The 20,154-nt window shown below is 30.4% G+C and carries 13 protein-coding genes; 3 read left to right on the forward strand and 10 right to left on the reverse strand.

The genetic code is table 11. The features are described 5' to 3' along the window. Positions 1-976: 976 nt before the first annotated feature. From guaA to porU, 6 genes are all read right to left on the reverse strand, one after another. Entirely contained in the window at positions 977-2,512 is a 1,536-nt protein-coding gene (guaA, locus tag GQS58_RS10010; RefSeq protein WP_166385419.1) for a glutamine-hydrolyzing GMP synthase, read from the reverse strand. Between the two features lie 234 nt (positions 2,513-2,746). After that, complete coding sequence (locus GQS58_RS10015) at positions 2,747-3,811, reverse strand: 3-oxoacyl-ACP synthase III family protein (RefSeq protein WP_166385421.1); 1,065 nt, start codon at positions 3,809-3,811, stop codon at positions 2,747-2,749. 148 nt (positions 3,812-3,959) lie between these two features. Then, on the reverse strand, positions 3,960-4,340 hold the full coding sequence (locus GQS58_RS10020; RefSeq protein WP_166385422.1) for a group III truncated hemoglobin: 381 nt from the start codon (positions 4,338-4,340) through the stop codon (positions 3,960-3,962). A 208-nt stretch (positions 4,341-4,548) separates the two neighbouring features. Then, positions 4,549-5,031 carry a cytidine deaminase gene (cdd, locus tag GQS58_RS10025; protein ID WP_166385424.1) on the reverse strand — a complete coding sequence of 161 codons (483 nt, stop codon included), beginning with the start codon at positions 5,029-5,031 and terminating at the stop codon, positions 4,549-4,551. An 80-nt stretch (positions 5,032-5,111) separates the two neighbouring features. Next, entirely contained in the window at positions 5,112-6,272 is a 1,161-nt protein-coding gene (gene porV, locus GQS58_RS10030) for a type IX secretion system outer membrane channel protein PorV (RefSeq protein ID WP_166385426.1), read from the reverse strand. Positions 6,273-6,314: 42 nt separating this feature from the next. Further along, positions 6,315-9,719: a type IX secretion system sortase PorU gene (porU, locus tag GQS58_RS10035; RefSeq protein WP_166385428.1), complete on the reverse strand. Its 3,405-nt coding sequence runs from the start codon at positions 9,717-9,719 to the stop codon at positions 6,315-6,317. A gap of 202 nt (positions 9,720-9,921) precedes the next feature. On the opposite strand from porU, the gene gldJ reads away from it, so the two are divergent. Next, positions 9,922-11,595 carry a gliding motility lipoprotein GldJ gene (gldJ, locus tag GQS58_RS10040; RefSeq protein ID WP_166385430.1) on the forward strand — a complete coding sequence of 558 codons (1,674 nt, stop codon included), beginning with the start codon at positions 9,922-9,924 and terminating at the stop codon, positions 11,593-11,595. A 67-nt stretch (positions 11,596-11,662) separates the two neighbouring features. Next, positions 11,663-12,922 carry a UDP-N-acetylmuramoyl-tripeptide--D-alanyl-D-alanine ligase gene (locus tag GQS58_RS10045; protein WP_166385432.1) on the forward strand — a complete coding sequence of 420 codons (1,260 nt, stop codon included), beginning with the start codon at positions 11,663-11,665 and terminating at the stop codon, positions 12,920-12,922. Between the two features lie 229 nt (positions 12,923-13,151). Here GQS58_RS10045 and GQS58_RS10050 read toward each other — a convergent pair whose 3' ends face one another. Beyond that, the gene (locus tag GQS58_RS10050) at positions 13,152-14,003 is read right to left on the reverse strand and encodes an N-acetylglucosamine kinase (RefSeq protein ID WP_166385434.1); all 852 of its coding nucleotides are present in this window, start codon (positions 14,001-14,003) and stop codon (positions 13,152-13,154) included. 155 nt (positions 14,004-14,158) lie between these two features. Between GQS58_RS10050 and GQS58_RS10055 the strand changes: the two genes are divergently transcribed. Then, complete coding sequence (locus tag GQS58_RS10055) at positions 14,159-14,896, forward strand: tyrosine-protein phosphatase (RefSeq protein ID WP_166385436.1); 738 nt, start codon at positions 14,159-14,161, stop codon at positions 14,894-14,896. A gap of 151 nt (positions 14,897-15,047) precedes the next feature. Here the strand turns inward: GQS58_RS10055 and GQS58_RS10060 are convergent, their stop codons facing one another. Genes GQS58_RS10060 through GQS58_RS10070 form a run of 3 tightly spaced genes read right to left on the reverse strand, consistent with a single transcriptional unit; the run spans position 15,048 to position 20,141 of the window. Then, positions 15,048-17,435, reverse strand: a complete 2,388-nt coding sequence (locus GQS58_RS10060) for a GumC family protein (protein ID WP_166385438.1) — start codon at positions 17,433-17,435, stop codon at positions 15,048-15,050. Positions 17,436-17,438: 3 nt separating this feature from the next. Next, complete coding sequence (locus GQS58_RS10065; protein ID WP_166385440.1) at positions 17,439-18,203, reverse strand: polysaccharide biosynthesis/export family protein; 765 nt, start codon at positions 18,201-18,203, stop codon at positions 17,439-17,441. A gap of 24 nt (positions 18,204-18,227) precedes the next feature. Then, on the reverse strand, positions 18,228-20,141 hold the full coding sequence (locus GQS58_RS10070; RefSeq protein WP_166385442.1) for a polysaccharide biosynthesis protein: 1,914 nt from the start codon (positions 20,139-20,141) through the stop codon (positions 18,228-18,230). Between the last annotated feature and the right edge of the window lie 13 nt (positions 20,142-20,154).

A 20,154-nucleotide genomic window follows, 5' to 3' on the forward strand; every position in this document is an offset into this window, starting at 1 on the left:
GTAAAATTATCTTTTATATACGTAGTTAATTCATCTCTAAAAACTTTTTTCTCTGGTGATGTTTTAATCAGTTTTGAAGCTGTAAATTGAGATTGCTTTGTAGAATAAAAAGGAAAAACAACAGGTACATTTAACTTATTTGCAACCAACTCTGCTTCCTCAGAATACAAAGGACCAATTACAACATCGTTCTTATTAAGGTTATTATCAGACAAAATAGCTTTAATTTTTGTACTATTTTTCCCGGTATCAAAGACATTTAATTCTACATTAACTCCTTGACCTCTTAAAGAATCTATCGCAATTTGTGCACCTAAATAAAAGTCTGTAACCATATCTGCCAATTTGCTTTTCTGAAAAATATCTTTTGCTGTAAAAGATTCAAATTCATCAGTTCTAAAAGGGAGCAATAACGCTGCTTTTAAATGAATTTTACGATCAATTACATCTTCATAGATATTATTTTCGATAACGATTTCTCCTTCTTCTATGGCTTTTATTTTTATAATCTGCCCCACTTTTAGTCCTTCTGATAAAACAGGATTAAGCGTTGTTAACGCTTCTTGAGTAACATTATAAAAACGAGTTAAACTATAAAAAGTATCTCCTTTTTTCACCTCATAAACAACAAAATTTGTTTTAAGTTCGGCTATAAGCTCATTCTTTTTTTCTTTTAAAGCAGCTTCTTTATCTTTAGCATCCATTGCAACATCTTCTACCGTTTTATCTTGGGTAGAAGTTGTTGCTTTAATTTTTTTATTAGGAATTACAATTACAGAATTCACTTTTAGATTACTACCCACATCTGGGTTAAGGCGAAGTAAATCTTTGGTATTCATATCTAATCTACGAGCAATACCACTAATTGTTTCTCCCTTTTTTACTTTATACTGTACGTATTTATTTTGTTGACCGCAAGAAACGGTAAACGTTAAAATACACAGAAATACAAAAAACTTTACATGTTTCATATACATTATTCCCATTCTATAGTTGCAGGTGGTTTTGAGCTAATATCATACACAACTCTATTTACACCTTTTACTTGATTTATTATTTTATTAGATGTTTTTTGCAAAAATTCATAAGGTAAATTTACCCAATCGGCCGTCATTCCATCTGTACTTTCTACGGCTCTTAAAGCAACTACTTTTTCGTATGTTCTTTCATCTCCCATTACACCTACAGAGTTTACTGGAAGTAACATTGCGCCTGCTTGCCAAACTTTATCATACAAACCGTCTTCTTTTAATCCGTTTATAAAAACAGCATCAACTTCTTGTAAAATTCTAACTTTTTCTGCAGTAATATCTCCTAAAATACGAATTCCTAAACCTGGTCCAGGAAATGGATGACGACCTAATAATTCTGGATCAATCCCCATAGAAGCACCTACTCTTCTTACTTCGTCTTTAAAAATCATACGTAAAGGTTCTACAATTTTTAATTTCATATAATCTGGTAAACCTCCCACATTATGATGACTTTTAATGGTTGCAGATGGTCCTCCGTTTACAGAAACAGACTCTATTACATCTGGATAAATTGTTCCTTGTGCTAACCAAGTTACGTCTGTAATTTTATGTGCTTCATCATCAAAAACTTCAATAAAAGAGTTTCCGATTGCTTTTCTTTTCTTCTCTGGATCTGAAATTCCTTCTAAGGCTTTCAAAAAACGTGCCGATGCATCTACACCTTTAACGTTTAATCCCATCCCTTCGTATTGCGTAAGTACACTTTCGAACTCATTTTTACGTAAAAGACCATTATTAACAAAAATACAGTATAAGTTTTCGCCTATTGCTTTGTTTAATAAAACGGCTGCAACGGTAGAGTCTACTCCTCCAGAAAGTCCTAAAACAACTTTATCGTTACCTACTTTTTCTCTAATTGCTGCTACTGTGCTTTCTACAAAAGAATCTGGCGTCCATGTTTGTGCAACACCTGCTATTTTAACTAAAAAGTTTTCTAATAATTGTTTACCATCTTTAGAATGATATACTTCTGGGTGAAATTGAATAGCAAAAGTTTCTTCACCATTAATTTTATAAGCCGCATTTTTAACGTCTTTAGTACTCGCCAATAACTCTCCGTTGGTTGGTAATTCTTTTATGGTATCTGAATGACTCATCCAAACCTGACTTCCTTCTGAAATATTTTCAAAGAAAGTTTCACCACTTTTTATGTATGATAAATTTGCTCTACCATATTCTCTTGTATTAGAAGGAGCTACTTGTCCGCCTGCAAAATGCGCTAAATATTGCGCGCCATAACAAACTGCTAAAACAGGTTTTTTTCCTCTAATTTCTGATAAATCTGGGTGTAAAACATTTTCTCCTCTTACAGAGTTTGGGCTACCTGACAAGATAACTGCTTTAAACTCTGATTGATTTTTTGGTGGATGGTTATAAGGATGAATTTCACAATAAATGTTTAATTCTCTTACTCTTCTCGCAATTAGCTGTGTGTATTGCGATCCGAAATCTAAAATAAGTACGTTGTGTTGTTGCATGCGCAAAAATAATATTTTGAATTGAAATTAAACGCAAAGGACGCAAAGAATTTTAGTAAAGATTATAAAGAAAAAATAATTACAATTACATCTTACTATATCCTAAAATATAAAACTTAAAAAAACTCAAGAAAATTATCTTCTTGAGTTTTTTTTATAAATACTTTACACTATTTATTTTCTATTATAAAAACAAAGTATCGATTAATAGCTTTGTCTTTAAAACTTTATCTTTTAAAACTTATATACAATTGCATTTATATTCATTCCAGCACCAACAGAGGCAAAAATAACTACATCTCCTTTATTTACTTCCTGATTTTCTATTTTACCTTTTAGAACTAAATCTAAAAGTGTAGGCACAGTTGCAACAGAGCTATTCCCTAATTTAGTAATACTTAAAGGCATAACCCCTTCTGGAACTTTCTTTTTAAACAATCTAAAGAAGCGTTTCATAATTGCTTCATCCATTTTTTCGTTAGCTTGATGAATAAATATCTTTTTAACGTCATCTATTTCAACACCACTTTTATCTAAAGCAAATTTCATAGCTGCAGGAACATGAACCAAAGCAAATTCATAAATTTTTCTTCCTAACATTTTTATATATTGTACATCTTGGTCTACTTCTTTATTAAAAGAGCTTCCATAATATAAATAATAAGCTTCGTCTTTTGAAAAAGTTTGAGTTGCATGGCTTAAAATACCGGTTCCAGTTTCTTCCGTAGCTTCTAAAATACAAGCTCCGGCTCCATCACTAAAAATCATAGAATCTCGATCGTATTTATCTACTACTCTAGATAATGTTTCGGCACCAATTACCAAACATTTTTTAGCCATACCAGCCTTTATAAATGCATGTGCTTGTATGGTTGCTTCTATCCAACCTGGGCAACCAAAAAGAATATCATAAGCAACACAATTAGGGTTTTCTATACCCAATTTATGTTTTACTCTGGTAGATAAACTTGGTAATAAATCACTCTGACTTCCACCTGCTTTTACATCTCCAAAATTATGAGCTATAATTATATAATCTAACTCTTCTTTATCTATATTAGCATCTTCTATAGCTTTTTGAGCCGCAAAGAAAGCCAAGTCCGAAGAAGTGTATGCTGCTTTAGCATATCTTCTTTCTTCAATACCAGTAATCGCTTTAAACTTTTCTATAATTACATCGTTATCAGAATTAAAAGGCGAACCATCTTCATTTAAGAAATGTTCGTTTAAAAAATCTTTGTTTTCTTTAGTTATAGAAGGAATAAAAGTACCTGTTCCTGTTATTTTTGATGAAATCATAATTGATATTAAATATTATTTTACTTAAAAAATATTAGCCCTCTAAAGTACGAATTTCACTATACATAGAATTAAAAAACCGTATAAAAAATGATATTCAAAACTACTTTTTAAGGGAATATATAAAAAGAGAAAATTTACGTTTATATTATTTATACACGTCCAGTTTTAACTCCATTACAGTAGCAATAGACCTTGCTCTGTTCTTCATATTATGTGCCTTTTCACCATCAAAATTGTCATCAATAGTTTTATAAAAATACGACATCCAGATGGTAAAATGTTCTTTCTTAAAAGCTACAAAAACGTTTTTATCTACATGTTTTTTCATCACATTATTAGCATACGTATTTGTATCAAAAAGAATGTCGTTCCAAAAGTCTGAAATAACCTCTAAATGTTCTTCTAAATGGTTTTCCGCTACAATATCTTCAAAAAAAGGAATCATTTTTTTATCTGATAATAATAAGTCGTAAAATTTTGTGATGATAAATTTTATATCCTCTCTTGAAGAAATATCTGTTTTCATATTTTAATTTTTAGAACACCTAAAAGATTCTTTAAATAGTACATGTGTTTACAAGGTTGCTGTTTGCTTGCGTTAGAGATTAAAATGACATCCTTTTTGCTTTTTTAAGCAGACATTATTACGAGGATCGAAGTAATATCTTCTTAATTATGAGATTGCCACAGTTTACAAAAAAGTAAACTTCGCAATGACAGTTGCTATAAAAAGATTATAAATACTTGCTATCAAAAGAAAAAGGCAATAATGAAAGTAGCGATTCTGTAACAACCACCTCACCTACTTCTCCCATAAAAAGGACTTGAAATGGTGATTTTTGATTGATTTCGTATTCAGACAAAGTTTGCCTACAGGCACCACAAGGCCCAATTGGTTTGTTTACGTTGGTTATTGTAGAACTTGCTGTAATTGCTAGTTTTATAATTTTCATGTCTGGATATGTAGAACCCGCTTTCCAAATAGCAACTCTTTCTGCACACATACCAGAAGGATATGCAGCACTTTCTTGGTTGTTTCCTAAAACTATTTCTCCATTATCTAACAACAAGGCAGCACCTACATGAAACTTAGAATACGGAGCATAGGCTTTTTTTCTAGCTTCTATTGCTTTTTGCATTAAATTTTGGTCTTCTACAGAAAGTTCTAAAATATCTTTATAGATTGTTGCGGATGTTGAAACTTCAATTTTTTTCATAAAAATCTGTTCGTCAAAAAAAGCAGCCTTATTTGACTGCTTTTAAATATTGTTATAAAATTACTAAAAATAAATGACTTTTAATAATCATCAAAAACTTCTCCTAAATCAAATGATAATGAAAAACGTAAAGAGTTTTCTAATGGATTACTTACATCTGAAGAATTCATTAAATATGACAAATCTATATTTAAAGCATTGGTTTTAAAACCACCACCTAGCGTAAAATATTGTCTTCCTCCATTTGTATCACTTTCATGAAAATAACCACCTCTTAAAGCAAAAGCATTGTTGTATAAATACTCTGCTCCTAACGCATAGGTAAATTCTTTAATTTCACTACTAAATCCTCCTGGAGCATCTCCAAAAGATTGAAAAATACCACTTACCCAACCAACGTTGTCATCTTTACCATCAGTAATATTACCGTCCGTATCTCTAATTGGTGGAGTTGGTACTAATAATTTTGTAAATTCTACTGTGGTAGAAATGGTATTGTAATCGTCTAAAATAAAATCGAAACCACCACCTAATTTTAAATTTGTTGGTATAAAGTCTTCTTCACCCGTACCTGGAGCATAAGAAACCTTTGGGCCAATATTAGCAATATTGAACCCTAATCTGTAACGTCCATTAAAGTTACCGTAGTTTTCTTCGAACGATTGATAATATCCAGAAACATCTACAGCAAAAGAATTAATTGGTTGTAAAGTACTATTTGTACCATTAAAAGTTAAGTTAGATCTCACATATTTTAAACCAACTCCCATAGAAAACGTTTCGCTTAATTTTAAAGAATATGCTCCTGTTAATGCTAATTCATTTGGGTTTATTGTTCCATTATCACTACCATCATTATTTGTTAAATCTATTTGCCCTAAAGAAAAATATTTTAAATCTGCTCCCCATGCTGCTCTATCACTAAAACGATTCATATAAGAAGCACTTCCTGTAAAAATATCGTCTGTTAATTGACGTAGCCATGGTGAGTACGTTATAGCAGCCTTAATTTGTCTATTACTAAATGCCATTTTTGCAGCATTATGAAAAAGAGAAAATGCATCTGCAGAAGTAGCTACACCAGCATCTCCCATACCTGCTGCTCTTGCATCTGGCACTATTAAAAGAAATGGCATTGCAGTAGTAATTCCTCCAATATCGTCTGTATTAATTGTTGATTGTGCAGACACTTTAACACTTGCAAATACGCATAGTATAAAATAGATTCCTAATTTCTTCATTTGAGTTTTTATTCTTATTTTAATTTGACAAATATCTAATTTTTATTGAAGTATTACTAATTTTTCATACTTCTCTGAAACAAGACCGCTTACTGTTGCTTTTACTCTTAATTTATAAACATACACTCCTTTTCCTATTTTGTTACCAAAATCGTCTAAGCCATTCCAAGATATACTTCTTACCAGAGTTTCTGCATTGGGTATATTTTGATTGATGGTTTTTACTAATTTACCAGAAACCGTAAAAATTTGCACCTGTACCTCTAAATTCTCGTTTGGTTTGTTATGGTTAAACCAAAACTCTGTATAATTTACAAAAGGGTTCGGATAGTTTAAAACATTTTCTAAATTTAATACAGCATCACTAACTACCACAAAGTTCAACGTTAATTCAGATGAATTATTATACGTATCCCAAGCTTTTATTTTTAAAGTATGTGGGCCAACTTCTAAATCTCTTAATTTATAAGTAACTTTTCCTTTTGTAAAATCGTTTAATTCTGTTTCATAAAAGTCATTTAATATAATTGGGTTGGTATTATCGCCATCTAGAACCCCTATAATATCATGATCTACCGCAGTAATAGAAGTATTAATTCCGCTTAAATCAGATAAAACAGCTATTAAATTTGGTGATGCATTTGTGTTTCCTCCATCAATAAAAGACTCATCATTCATATAGAGTTTTATTTCTGGTCCAACCGTATCATCTGCAGCATTTTCATCAATTCCACCAACAATAATATCTATATTATAACCAGCTCTATCAATATTATTAATAGAATCACTTGCATAAAAACTTAATTTCCCTTTTCCTTCTGCAAATTTTATGTCTTTTGGTACAATAAAACCAAACTCAAACTCACCATTGGTTACTGTAGATTTTCCTCTAAATATTTTACTATCTTGAGTATCAAAAGTCATTGTTATTCCAAAATTATCATTATCTAAAGTAGTTTTATCAATTATTTTATCAAAAACTGTGGTAGATAAGGTTCCGTTAAAACCAGAGAACAACACGTTAGCATCATTTAAAACTTCACCTTTAAAACTAACTTTAGTCAAACCTTTTAAAAGCCAATCATCGGTACTACTAACTATAGTGTCATTTATTTTCATTTGAGTAACACGTACATTAGGCTTGGGTATTGCTAATTTCATTGCCGGATCTCCAAAATGGAAAATAAAGAATTTTTGAGAGTTAGAAAAAGCATTTTTTGTTGCCACTAAAGATTCTGCAATCGTTAAATCTTCATCTTTAAACTCTAATAAAACCCTAATCAACCTTTCATTAAATAATTGCCCCGTATATATAAAAACTTCTCTTGTTGTTGTTATCATACTTGCTGCTCCACCATTGGCTTTTAATAAAGTAAGTTCTCCTGCTGTAATTCTATTCGGATTATCGAATCTAGAAAAATCGCAAGTAACCGTTATCAATAAAGGCAATGTATTTGGATTGTTAAATCCTTGAATTTGTGATTTTGTCAATATTTTTTCTGACGCAAAACCATCTTCCCCACCATGTCCAAAATAATCAAAAACTAAAGTTCCTTTTTCTATAGCATTGGTTATTGCCTCATTAACCTCCGGATAACGTTCTCCTCCAGAAGAATTCTCTTGTACGTAATTATTTAAATAAATTTTATTAATGTTAAAAATTGGTTTACTATCTTTTATTTCATCTGCAATAGACTCTACTCCTGCCTGTAAAACTTGTTCACCAGTAGCATCTATATCATCTGCCAACATGGTTATTGTATTCCTCCAATCTCCTAAAGAAATTTTATTATAATATGACAAAATCTTATCTACCACCTCTTTTGCTTCTGAAAGTGTAGAAACCGGAATTCTACTAGATGCTACATCTATTTGATCACCAGAGTTCATGCCTCCTGCAGTTTCACCTAGCATCACATAAAAATCATCTGTAACCCAAGAATTTGCTAAATTAAAACTGTTTTCAGATAATTTAACAGGCACTATATTATTATTCCCTATAATTCTGTCTTTATAATCGTAAGATGCATCTCCAAAAAAACATACATATTTTAGTTTTTTTTCTTCGGATGAATTTGTTAGATAAAGATGCCTTAGAAAATCTCTAATTCCGGTAATATCTTTTGATCCTGAAGAAAACTCATTATAGATTTCATCTAAAATAATTACTTTGGTTGTAAATCCAGAATTTTCTTGATGATAATCTGCCAATCTTTGGGCTTCACTAGAAAGCTCTCTATTTGTAATTACTACATAATTAAGGTCTTTTAAAGCATGTAGATTTTGGTTTGCAACGCGTCCGTTTTGTAGTGCTTTTGGCGTGTAATAATCATTGTCATTCAAAACTATATATTCCTCTAACGTACCTCCATTAGCAATAAAAGTAAAATTATTGTCTGTACTATTATTTTGAATTGTTTTAGGAGCCACATGATCTGACACGTCCCAAACTTGAAAAATAGCTGAATTATTTTCAATTCGATACTCTACAGCACCTGTGGAATTTGCTTGCTCAAAACTTCTAAAAGAAAATTGATTTGACGCTGCAATTAATTCTTTTTTACCTACAATTTCAATATAATCTAAAAATGCTGTAGCAGATGGGTTTCCGTTATTATTATAGGTAATAGAAACATCTAAAACATCTGCTGAGTTTACAATACTCACTGTTCTTTGAGAAGTTTTTGCTTTATCTGTAGTACTTGCAGACGAAAAATTAAGATCATAAAGATCTTGTCCGTTTACTTTCACCGACATTGAAGAAGGAGAAATAGACGTAGAAACTGCTCTAACGGCAATAGAAACAGTTGCTCCAGCAACCGCATTAGGAAACAGTATTTTAAAATTCTGAATGTTTTCTATGTTAAAATCGGTATTAGAGAACCATTGTGTACCTGCAGCAATTAGGTTTCTTTCCTCCTTTTCATAAAAAGTATAATCGTCAAAAGTTACTATTTGTTTACTTGCCGTAGTTGTTATTGGTGTTTTTTCTTGAATCCGTTTACCATCGTCATTAGAGACTGTAATAAAGTAATATGCTTCATCAGAATAAATATTTTGTCTATGTGTTGCACTACTACTTGACGAATCTACATCCCAATCATGTGGCCCTTGCGCATAAAAAAGGATATAATCATTCGCATCAAAAGAACCATCACCCTCACCAGCAATATAAATGGCATTTTCTTGTAAATCATCAAACCTAATATCAGAATTTAAAACAGGCAAAAGACTTCCTCCGTTCCCGTAAATCTTTATTTTCTTAGGATTTAAACCATTTGTAGAGATTCCTATTTGTTGTAATAAACTTCTATCTATTTTAAATACGCCAGTAGTATCTACAGAAAACTGAAACCAATCTCCTGTAGAAAGCACAGAATTAGTGCTCTGAGCGGAAATTAGTTGAATTAAAAAAATAAAAAAAAAGGTTAAATATTGTTTTCTCATAATAGTATTCAAATAACGCAAATAATTTAGAGATATTTTAAGTCTTACAAAGATAAATTATACTAAATTTAAAAAGCAATCGTTTAATTAAATGTAGGAAGAAAAATGCAGCGTTAAATTTTCTCTTTTACTTGTATGAATGTAGAATTATTGTAAATTGCATCGCTATAATAAAAACCTTAAACTAATTTTTAATTAGGAAATGAGAAACGTATTAAAAATATCTTTAGTTGTACTATCAGCCTTAAGCTTGGCTAGTTGCAGTAAATCAACTTCAGGAAAATCGACACTTACAGGATTGCCTTTTAACAATGCTAAGTATGGTAACTATATAAGAGGAAATGAAACTGCCGGACAAGAAATTCCTTTAGGAATGGTTGCCATTGAAGGTGGTTCATTTACAATGGGGCAAGTACAAGATGACGTTATGTTTGATTGGAATACAACTCCTAAAAAAATGCACATCCGTTCTTTTTATATGGATGAGACCGAAGTTACCAATTCTGAGTACTTTTTATATGTACAGAATACAAAAGATGTTTTTCCTCCTTCAGAAGAAAAATACAAACATATTTATAACTCTGTTTTACCAGATACTTTAGTTTGGAGAAAGAGTTTAGGTAATACAGATATTTTATCTGAAAATTACTTAAGACACCCAGCATATTCAGATTATCCGGTAGTTGGTGTTAGTTGGTTACAAGCTAACCAATACTGTAAATGGCGTACCAATGCTGTTAATTTAAAAAAGTTAATAGATAAAGGATATGTTAAAAATATTTTTGAAAACGATAGTATTAGAAACTTTTTTGATACTGATGTTTTCTTAGCTGATTCTGATAATCTTTTTGATGGAGATTCTACCATCTACAGAAGAGGTATTAGAACTGGTGGTTCTGCTAAAGGAGGTAGAGATGCTTTTCAGGGTAGAAAAATTACACAAGCAGATGGTGTTTTAAGTCAGAAATACAGATTGCCTACAGAAGCAGAATGGGAATTTGCTGCTAAAGCCAATATTGAAAATAGAGAATATAACAATATTAGAGGTAGAAAAAAATATGCTTGGGATGGTAAATATTCTAGAGAAACAAGCAAAAGACATAGAGGAGACCAAATGGCTAACTTTAAACAAGGAAAAGGTAACTATAGTGGTTTGTCTGGTTGGAGTTCAGATGGATCAGACATTCCTATTAAAGTAAAATCATATCCACCTAATGCATTCGGATTGTATGATATGTCTGGAAACGTTGCAGAATGGGTAGCTGATGTTTACAGACCTATTATAGACAGTGAAGCAAATGATTTTAATTATTTTAGAGGTAATATTTTCACCAAAAAGATGATTGATAAAGATGGTAAAGTTGTTATTGTGAATAGCAATAGTAACGCAGAAGTAGAATATGACACTTTGCCAAACGGTATTATCACTCCAAAACAATTACCAGGAACTATTAAGTACATTCCAATTACGAAAAACGATGCTACCTTAAGAAGAAACTTTTCTGTTTCAGACAATACAGATATAGGTGATGGCGACTTAAACTCTTCTAGGTTCTACGAAGATGAACAAGACCAGTTTGGTTCTAAACCAAGTATGTACAACTCTCCTAAAAACCCAACGAAGGAAATAGATCCAGAAACGGGTAGAGAGATTTCAGTAAATGACGATCAAAAAAGAACTACTTTAATTAGTAACAGAACAAGAGTATACAAAGGTGGTGCTTGGTCTGATAGAGAATATTGGTTAGATCCAGCTCAAAGAAGATACTTGCCAGAATATATGGCAACAAACTTTATTGGTTTTAGATGTGTTACAGACAAGGTAGGTCCTATGTCTTCATCTAAGAATAAGAAAGCAAGAAACTCAGCGAGATAATACACTATTTATTAAAGAACACAACCTCACTGTATGTATTACAGTGAGGTTTTTTTATTTTTAAAAAATGAAAATCGAAGACATTTACCAATTATATACCAAACATTTTCTTGTAGATACAGACACGAGAACTATTAGAAAAAACACTATTTTCTTCGCCCTAAAAGGCGATAATTTTAATGGAAATGCATTTGCTGCAGAAGCACTAAAGCAAGGTGCACCTTATGCCATTGTAGATGAAGCAAAATACAAGAACAACAACTCTCATATTATTTTGGTTGATGATGTTTTAGAAACACTACAAGAATTAGCAAAATACCATAGAAAGATTTTAAATATTCCTATTATTGGTCTAACGGGAAGTAACGGTAAAACCACCACCAAGGAACTTCTAAATGCAGTTTTATCTACAAAATATAAAACAACTGCAACCAAAGGAAATTTAAACAATCATATTGGCGTGCCACTTACCCTACTTTCTATGACTCCTAATACTGAAATAGGCATTGTAGAAATGGGTGCAAATCATAAAAAAGAGATTGCTTTTTTGTGTACAATTTGTAATCCAGATTTTGGTTACATCACCAATTTTGGTAAAGCACATTTAGAAGGTTTTGGAGGAATTGAAGGTGTTATAGCTGCAAAAAGTGAATTATATGACTATTTAAAAGAGCATCATAAAACGGCCTTTATAAATCCACAAGATTCATTACAAGTTGAAAAAACGAATACTATAGAATCCATTCCGTTTATAGAAAACTTGCAATTTATGGAGGTAAATCCGTTTGTAAAATTAGCTCTAAATACCAGCACTATACAGAGTAATCTTATTGGGAAATATAATTACACTAACATCGCTGTTGCTTGCACCATTGGGCATCATTTTAAGGTTTCTAACAAAGAAATAAAAGCCGGCATAGAAAACTATATTCCAGAAAATAATCGTTCGCAAATCATTAAAAAAACAGCGAATACCATTATTTTAGATGCGTATAATGCAAACCCTACGAGTATGAAAGCTGCTTTAGAAAATTTTGAAGAAATTAAAGCTAAAAGTAAAACCGTTATTTTAGGCGATATGTTTGAGTTAGGCAAAACAAGCTTAGAAGAACATCAAAATATTGCAGACTTTGTAGAAAATCTTCACTTTGACCATTGCTTTTTCGTTGGAGAAAATTTTTATCAAACTAAAACAAAGAACTCTTTATTTAAAACGTTTGAAGACTTGTTGAACCATCTAACAAACAATCCTCTTAAAGATCAATCAATTCTAATTAAAGGTTCAAGAGGAATGCGTTTAGAAAGACTATTGGATAGTATTCGTTAATATTATTGTCCCCAAAAAAGAGATAAGACCGCTTCGCTTTTGGAAACAAGAAACAAGAATCAAGACTAAAATCTAACTTTATTCTAAATAGTGATAATTTAAAATAAAATGTCTGCCATATCTGAATAAAAATATTTCTAAAAAGAAAAGTGTTCTTTAAAAAAAAGGTAAAATCACTAATTTTAAAAAGTTTTATCAAACTAGAAATATATTTAATCGGACATTATTATTAATTGATATTATTTCTATGATATTCCAATAAATTATCAATAGGTCTTTGTATCACATCGGTAATTACTAGATTATTTTTAGCAGCCATTTCTTCTAAAATATCTCTAAAATAATGTGCTATAGAACCTATAAAGTAAATGGGGGTTTCTGCAGTTTTGTTGTACGGTAAAACTCTATATTTAAAAAACTCTTGAAAACCTTCGGTAATAATTTTTTTAATATATTTTTCTTCTTTAAAATCGAACATAAACTTTGCAAAAGAAGCCAAATACATGTTGGGGTTAGGTTCTCTGTATAAGTTTTTCTTTATATAATCTGGATCAAGATCAAACTCTTCTTTAAATTTCTCAGAAATCTCTGTAGGCATATTGTTATAGAAATAATCGATAATCAATTTTTTCCCAAAGTAGTTACCACTTGCTTCATCCATTAAAATATATCCTAAAGAAGGGACTAACATTTCCATGTTTTTACCATCAAAATAACAGCTATTAGATCCCGTACCTAAAATACACACTAATGCCGGATCTTTACCGGTAGCTGCATACACAGCTGCTAACATATCTTCTGAAATAACTATTTTTGCATTTACAAAGATAGATTCTAAAATAGTTTTTAAAATCTGAATAGGCTTTGGAGTACCACAACCCGCTCCATAAAAATGAATCTCTTCTACATCGTCTTTAACATTAATTAATTGAAACATGTTAATGATTCTGTTATAAAGCTCTTCTGCTGGAACTATAGCAGGGTTTAAACCAAGTGTCCTTGTTCTAAAAGCCTCTTCTTTATTTTTATTTATAGCAATCCAGTCTGCTTTTGTAGAACCTCCATCTGCAATTAAAATCATAATTATTTTGTTTTACTCAAAGATATTACAAGTAAAATTGATATCCAATAGGAAATCAATATTCAATCGTTTTCGTATTAAAAATTTTTTATTGAAATGGAATAAGATTTATAAAGCATCTTAAATTATTGTAAATTTGTAATAAATATAATGATATGATCTTTTTTAAAAAGAAAGAAATTCCTTTAATCGATTTTTTCCCAAAAGGTTTTATAGATATTCATTCTCATTTACTACCAGGAATAGATGATGGTGCAAAAAACTTAGAGAACTCAATTGCATTAATCTCAAAGATGCGTTCTTACGGTATTAAAAACTTTATCACGACACCTCATGTGTTGGGGGATCTTTATCAAAACTCCACTGATACGATAAAAGACAAACTTAGGGAAGTACAAGAAGAGCTGCAAAAAAGAGATATTACAGATATTTCTATACAAGCAGCTGCCGAATACATGATGGATGAGCAGTTTTCTGAATTGTTAGAAAAAAAGGACATTCTTACCTTAAAAGATAATTATGTTCTGGTAGAAATGTCTTATTTCAGTGCCCCCATTAATCTTTATGAAATTCTCTTTGAAATACAAGTTAAAGGGTACAAACCTCTTTTAGCACACCCAGAACGCTATAGTTTTCTTCACAATGACTTTAACCATTATTATAAATTAAAAAAAGCAGGATGTTTATTTCAGTTAAACTTATTATCCCTTACCGAACAATATGGTAAAGGAGTGCAAAAAATTTGTGAAAAGATTTTAAAAGAAAATTTATATGATTTTGCAGGAACCGATGCGCATCATAGAAACCATTTAGAAGTTTTAAAAAAGATTGGAACCAAAAAGAATTTAGAAAAAATTAAACATCTTTTAGATAATAATAAAAAATTCATATAAAAAAAGCATCCGAATGGATGCTTTTTTATTGTTAATTTATATTTAGCTTCTTACGAGTATTAAATCTTGGTGACTTAAGATACTGAAACAAGTTCAGCATGACACGTTTAACTTCAGCATAATAAGTTTAACCATTTCTTAGGTAGCTTTATTAACTTAATATTCTTTTATACCAAGGTTTCTTAATTGTTTCTACGTACGCATTTCCATAGCCATATCCGTAACCATATCCATAACCTCTTGTCATGTCTGTATCATTTAAAATGATTGCCATATTTACTAATTTCTTTTCATTATATAAAGTCTGGGCAACATTTAACATGCGTTTGTCTAAATAATTTGCTCTAGAAACATACAAAAACATATCTGCATACTTAGAAACTAATAAGGTATCTGTTACTAAATTTACAGGAGCAGTATCTACAATAATATAATCATAGTCTTTTTTAACCTCTTCAAACAATTCTTTTACCTTAGCATGTAATAACAACTCTGCAGGGTTTGGCGGAATCACACCAGATGCAATAATATCTAATCCTTTAATTTCTGGAATTGAAAATTTAATATCTTCTAATGATACCTTTTCATTTGTAATAAAATTGGTAATTCCTTTTCGTTCTGGTATCCCTAAATATTCTGTTACTTTAGGAGCCCTAAGGTCCATCCCCATTAATAATACTTTTTTATTAGAAAGAGACAATGCAGCTGCAAGATTAATTGAAATAAACGATTTTCCTTCACCACTTGTGGTAGAAGTAATAAAAATGGTTTTACCTAAATCATTCTCTTTAGTAGGCAACATAAAATCTAAGTTCGTTCGTAACAAACGAAAAGCTTCTGCTGTACTTGTTCTTGCATCATTTCCAATCACAATTTTCTCATTGGTTTCAGAATGCGGTACATCTCCAAGAAAAGGTATTGTAGTTAACTCTTCTATATCTTTTCTTGTATGTATCTTAGTATCTAATAAATTTTTAATGTAAATTATAATAAAAGGCACTAATACACCTAATAATAATGCTGCTAAAAATATAATTTTCCTTTTAGGAGAAACCGGAATCCCATCACTATAGGCAACATCAATAATTTTAGCATTCGCAACAGTAACTGCAAGAGAAATAGCCGTTTCTTCCTTTTTCTTTAGTAAATATGAATACAAACCAGAAATAATTTCTTGTTCTCTTCCTATATTTATATAGCCTCTTTCTAAAAGAGGGATTGCAGAGACTTTAGAGTTTATTTTATTAGCCTCATTACTAATTTGAGCATACTGTGTTTTTAATGATGAAATTGAATTAGAAATACTATTTCTTAAATTGTTTTTTAAGGAGTTAATTTCTTTCTGGTATTGTATAATTTGTGGGTTTTTATCACCTGCATTTACACTTAAACGATTCTTAAAAACGACTAACTCATTATATGCTTTGATAGACTCTGAGATTGAACCTTCTGAAAAACCCAAGTTTTGAGGTAAGGTTTCATCCGTATTGGTTTGTTTTTTTAAATTATTTAGTACACCCTCAGCAATATTTAACTGCGTTTTAATATTAATTAATTTTTCATTATTTAAAGAAGCTGTTTGTAAAGCAAGTTCTCCTTCAGCTGAAAGACCAGTAATATTATTATCTGTTTTAAAATTCTTTACGCGGTCTTGAATCTCATTTAAATCTTTTCCAATGGCAAACAAACGTTCATCTATAAAGGTTTTTGTTTTTTGAGAAACTTCACTTTTATCTTTTATAGCATCTAAATTATATTGTGTAACCAACTCGTTTAAAAAATCTTCTGCTTTTTCTTTAATTGGATGTGTAAATGATAACATCAAAACACTTGAATTTTTATCTACAGCACTAATTCTAACTGCAGATTTATAACCATCTATTACTCTATTTCTTTCTAAAACAGTTACATAAACTTTCTGTTCTCCTTTAAAGTCAAAATTTTCTGTTTGTATGAGTTTAAAACGACCAATACCCGACGTTATATTTTCATTAAACTTATGATTAGAAATCAAGTTATCTTCAGCGTCTTTTAATTCAAATTTATTTTGTGAAATAATATTAACAGTAAAAGAAGTGTCTTTAACTTGTTTCAGTAAAGATTCTTTATCTGCATCATAGATTATTTTAATGGGGTTATTAGCATACACCTCAGTTCTTTTCACTCTACCTTCCTGAAAATAAAGTGTTGTTAAATTTAGAGTATCTATTACTGTTCCAATAATTTTACGGGATTTTAAAATTTCAATTTCGTTATCAGTATTGTTCGACGAGCCTCCACCAACAATTCCCATGTCTTTAAAAGCCTCTAACTCTGCAGATATCCCTGACTTTTGATTGTCTTTGATTAATATAGAAGTAGAAGCAGTATACTGCGGTGTACTATATCTTAAATATAAAAATGCTACAATAAGTGAAATAATACCTCCAAAAACAAACCATTTCCAATGAAACAAGTACTTTTCTAACTCCTCACGAATATTTAAAGTTTCACCTTCTTCGTTACTTTTAAAACTCGTGTTCTCTTTTTGTGTCTGCATTTTTTATCTTGTTAAAATAGATACTAAAGTAATAATCAAACTTGTAACGGATATAATTAAGGTTGTATTCGAGTTGGAAGAAGCAGATTGAATCCTTGCTTTATTATGCTCAACATATACCACATCATTTTGTTGTAAATAAAACACAGGTGATGTTAATGTTTTATTAGACAATAAATTCACTCTGTATTGTACCTTTTTATTATTCTCTTCTCTAAGTACCAAAACATTATCTCTTTTACCGGAAATATTCAAATCTCCAGCCAAACCAATCGCATCCAAGATACTCACTCTTTCATTCGGGATCGTAAAGGTACCTGGATTTTTAACGTCTCCATACACCGTTACTTTAAAATTGGCAATACTTATATTAATAGTAGGGTTGGTAATATAGTCTGGAGACAATTTTTCTTTTAATAATTCTAAAGCAGTTTCTCTAGACAATCCTCCTAACTTTAGTTTTCCTAAAATAGGGAAATCTATTTCACCTTTACTGTCTATTAAATACGTCTGTTGTTTAGGTATTCCTGTTGCAGAACCTGTGGTACCAAAGGTTACAGCTGGCAAGTTAAAAGGCAAGGTTGCTTCAATATTTTCAGAAGAAATTGTTATTTGCAATAAATCATCTGGTTTAAAAACAGTCTGAAACTTATTACTCACCTTAGCTTGTTCTATTTCATCAAATTGAAAATATGCTATTTTCTTGTTAGAAACACAAGAGGACATTACAAGAACTAGTAAAAATAGCGTAGTTAAAATTCTATTCATATTTTCTTTTTTTTTGCAAAAATACTATTTTATATTGACTTCTTTTGGCCTTGTATCTAAAATTTCAAACTCAGAATTATTAGAAACGTATTCTGGCACTAATTCTTTCATTAATTTTACAAGATCACTATTGTCTAACTTATTAAAGTTCATAGATAAATCATCAATCTTTACTTTAAACAATGAATTATCAATTTTTTGAGTCTTTGCTATCATAATTTTATCATGATAGGTTTTTGTAGTATTTTCACCATCAGCTAATAATTCTTCATATAATTTCTCTCCAGGTCTTAATCCTGTTACTTTTATATCGATGTCTTCTGGGTATCGTAAACCAGATAAATAGATCATCCTTTTGGCTATTTCAAAAATCTTTACAGATTTCCCCATGTCAAAGATATATATTTCACCTCCTTTACCCATCGTTCCTGCTTCTAAAACTAAACTACACGCTTCAGGAATGGTCATAAAGTATCTTGTAATTTTCTTATGTGTAACCGTTAAAGGCCCTCCGTTTTCAATTTGTCTTTTAAACAACGGAATAACAGAACCATTAGATCCTAAAACATTACCAAATCGTGTAATTGTAAACTTTGTTTTTTTAGAGGCTTTACTTACACATCCAATATATAATTCTGCAATACGTTTAGAAGCTCCCATAACATTTGTTGGGTTTACAGCTTTATCAGTAGAAACCATCACAAACCGTTCTATGCCATATTCATTAGATAAATCTGCAATGTTTTTTGTTCCTAACACATTAACTTTAATTGCCTCATAAGGAGACTTTTCCATTAAAGGTACGTGTTTATATGCTGCCGCATGAAAGACTCTTTGCGGTTTGTATTTCTTAAAGATACGTTCTACCTTAAAACGATCTCTTACATCAGACACAATCGCTACAAAATTGGTGATTCCTTTCTGAATTAATTCTTGTTGTAAATCATACAAAGGAGATTCTGCCTGATCTATTAATACAATTAATTTACAGTTGTATAAACTTAACTGCCTAGAAATCTCACTACCTATAGACCCTGCAGCACCAGAAACCAATACTACTTTATTATTTACCTCTCTTTGTACAATCGGATTGTCTATAATAATAGGTGCTCTATCCAATAAATCTTCAATCTTAACCTGTCTTATTTGGTTTGCATTTAAATCTCCATCAATCCATTTAGATAATGGTGGTACAATTTTTACGTCAACATCTAACCCTATAAATTTATCCGTAATCGCTAATAATCGATTCGGTTTAATATTCTGAATAGAAATAATAACTTCATCTACAGAATTTTTTTCTATAAACTTTTTAGTCACCACATTAGAATTGAAGATCTTTACTCTATCAATTTTTTTTCCAATTTTATTTTTATTATCATCTATAAATCCAATAACATCATAATTATTTTTTTTATCTCTATTTAAGGCATTTAAAGCAATAATACCAGAGTCTCCTGCTCCATAAATTAAAACATTATGAATGGTTTCTATCTCCGTAGACAAAACTTCATAAAAAGCTTTAAAGATAAACCTACTTAAAATAAGTACTAAAGTAGTTACTAAATAGTGGATAACTATTATAGATTTAGGAATGTAAAAAGAATCGATTGCTTTAAAAAAGACATTAAAAGTAATGGCTAAAAGCAGTAATAGACAAACTAAAGAACTGGCTATAAAAACATTAAAAGCATCTCTAACACCTGTATGTCTAATAATACCTTTGTAAGAACCTACTGTTAAAAAACTTATCAGCGCAAAACCTAAAACATAAGGTATTTGATTTAATAAATTAGAAACATTAAAATTAAAACTTACATTAAAACGTATAAAATAAGCGATAAAAAAAGAGATAAAAACTAAGGATAAGTCTACGAATAAAACGAGCCACTTAGATGCATATTTATTTAAGGTTCTTAGAAAAAAGGTTCTTATCATTTTTTAGTTTTCT

Source organism: Polaribacter sp. 11A2H, from assembly GCF_011379025.1.
GTDB lineage: Bacteria > Bacteroidota > Bacteroidia > Flavobacteriales > Flavobacteriaceae > Polaribacter.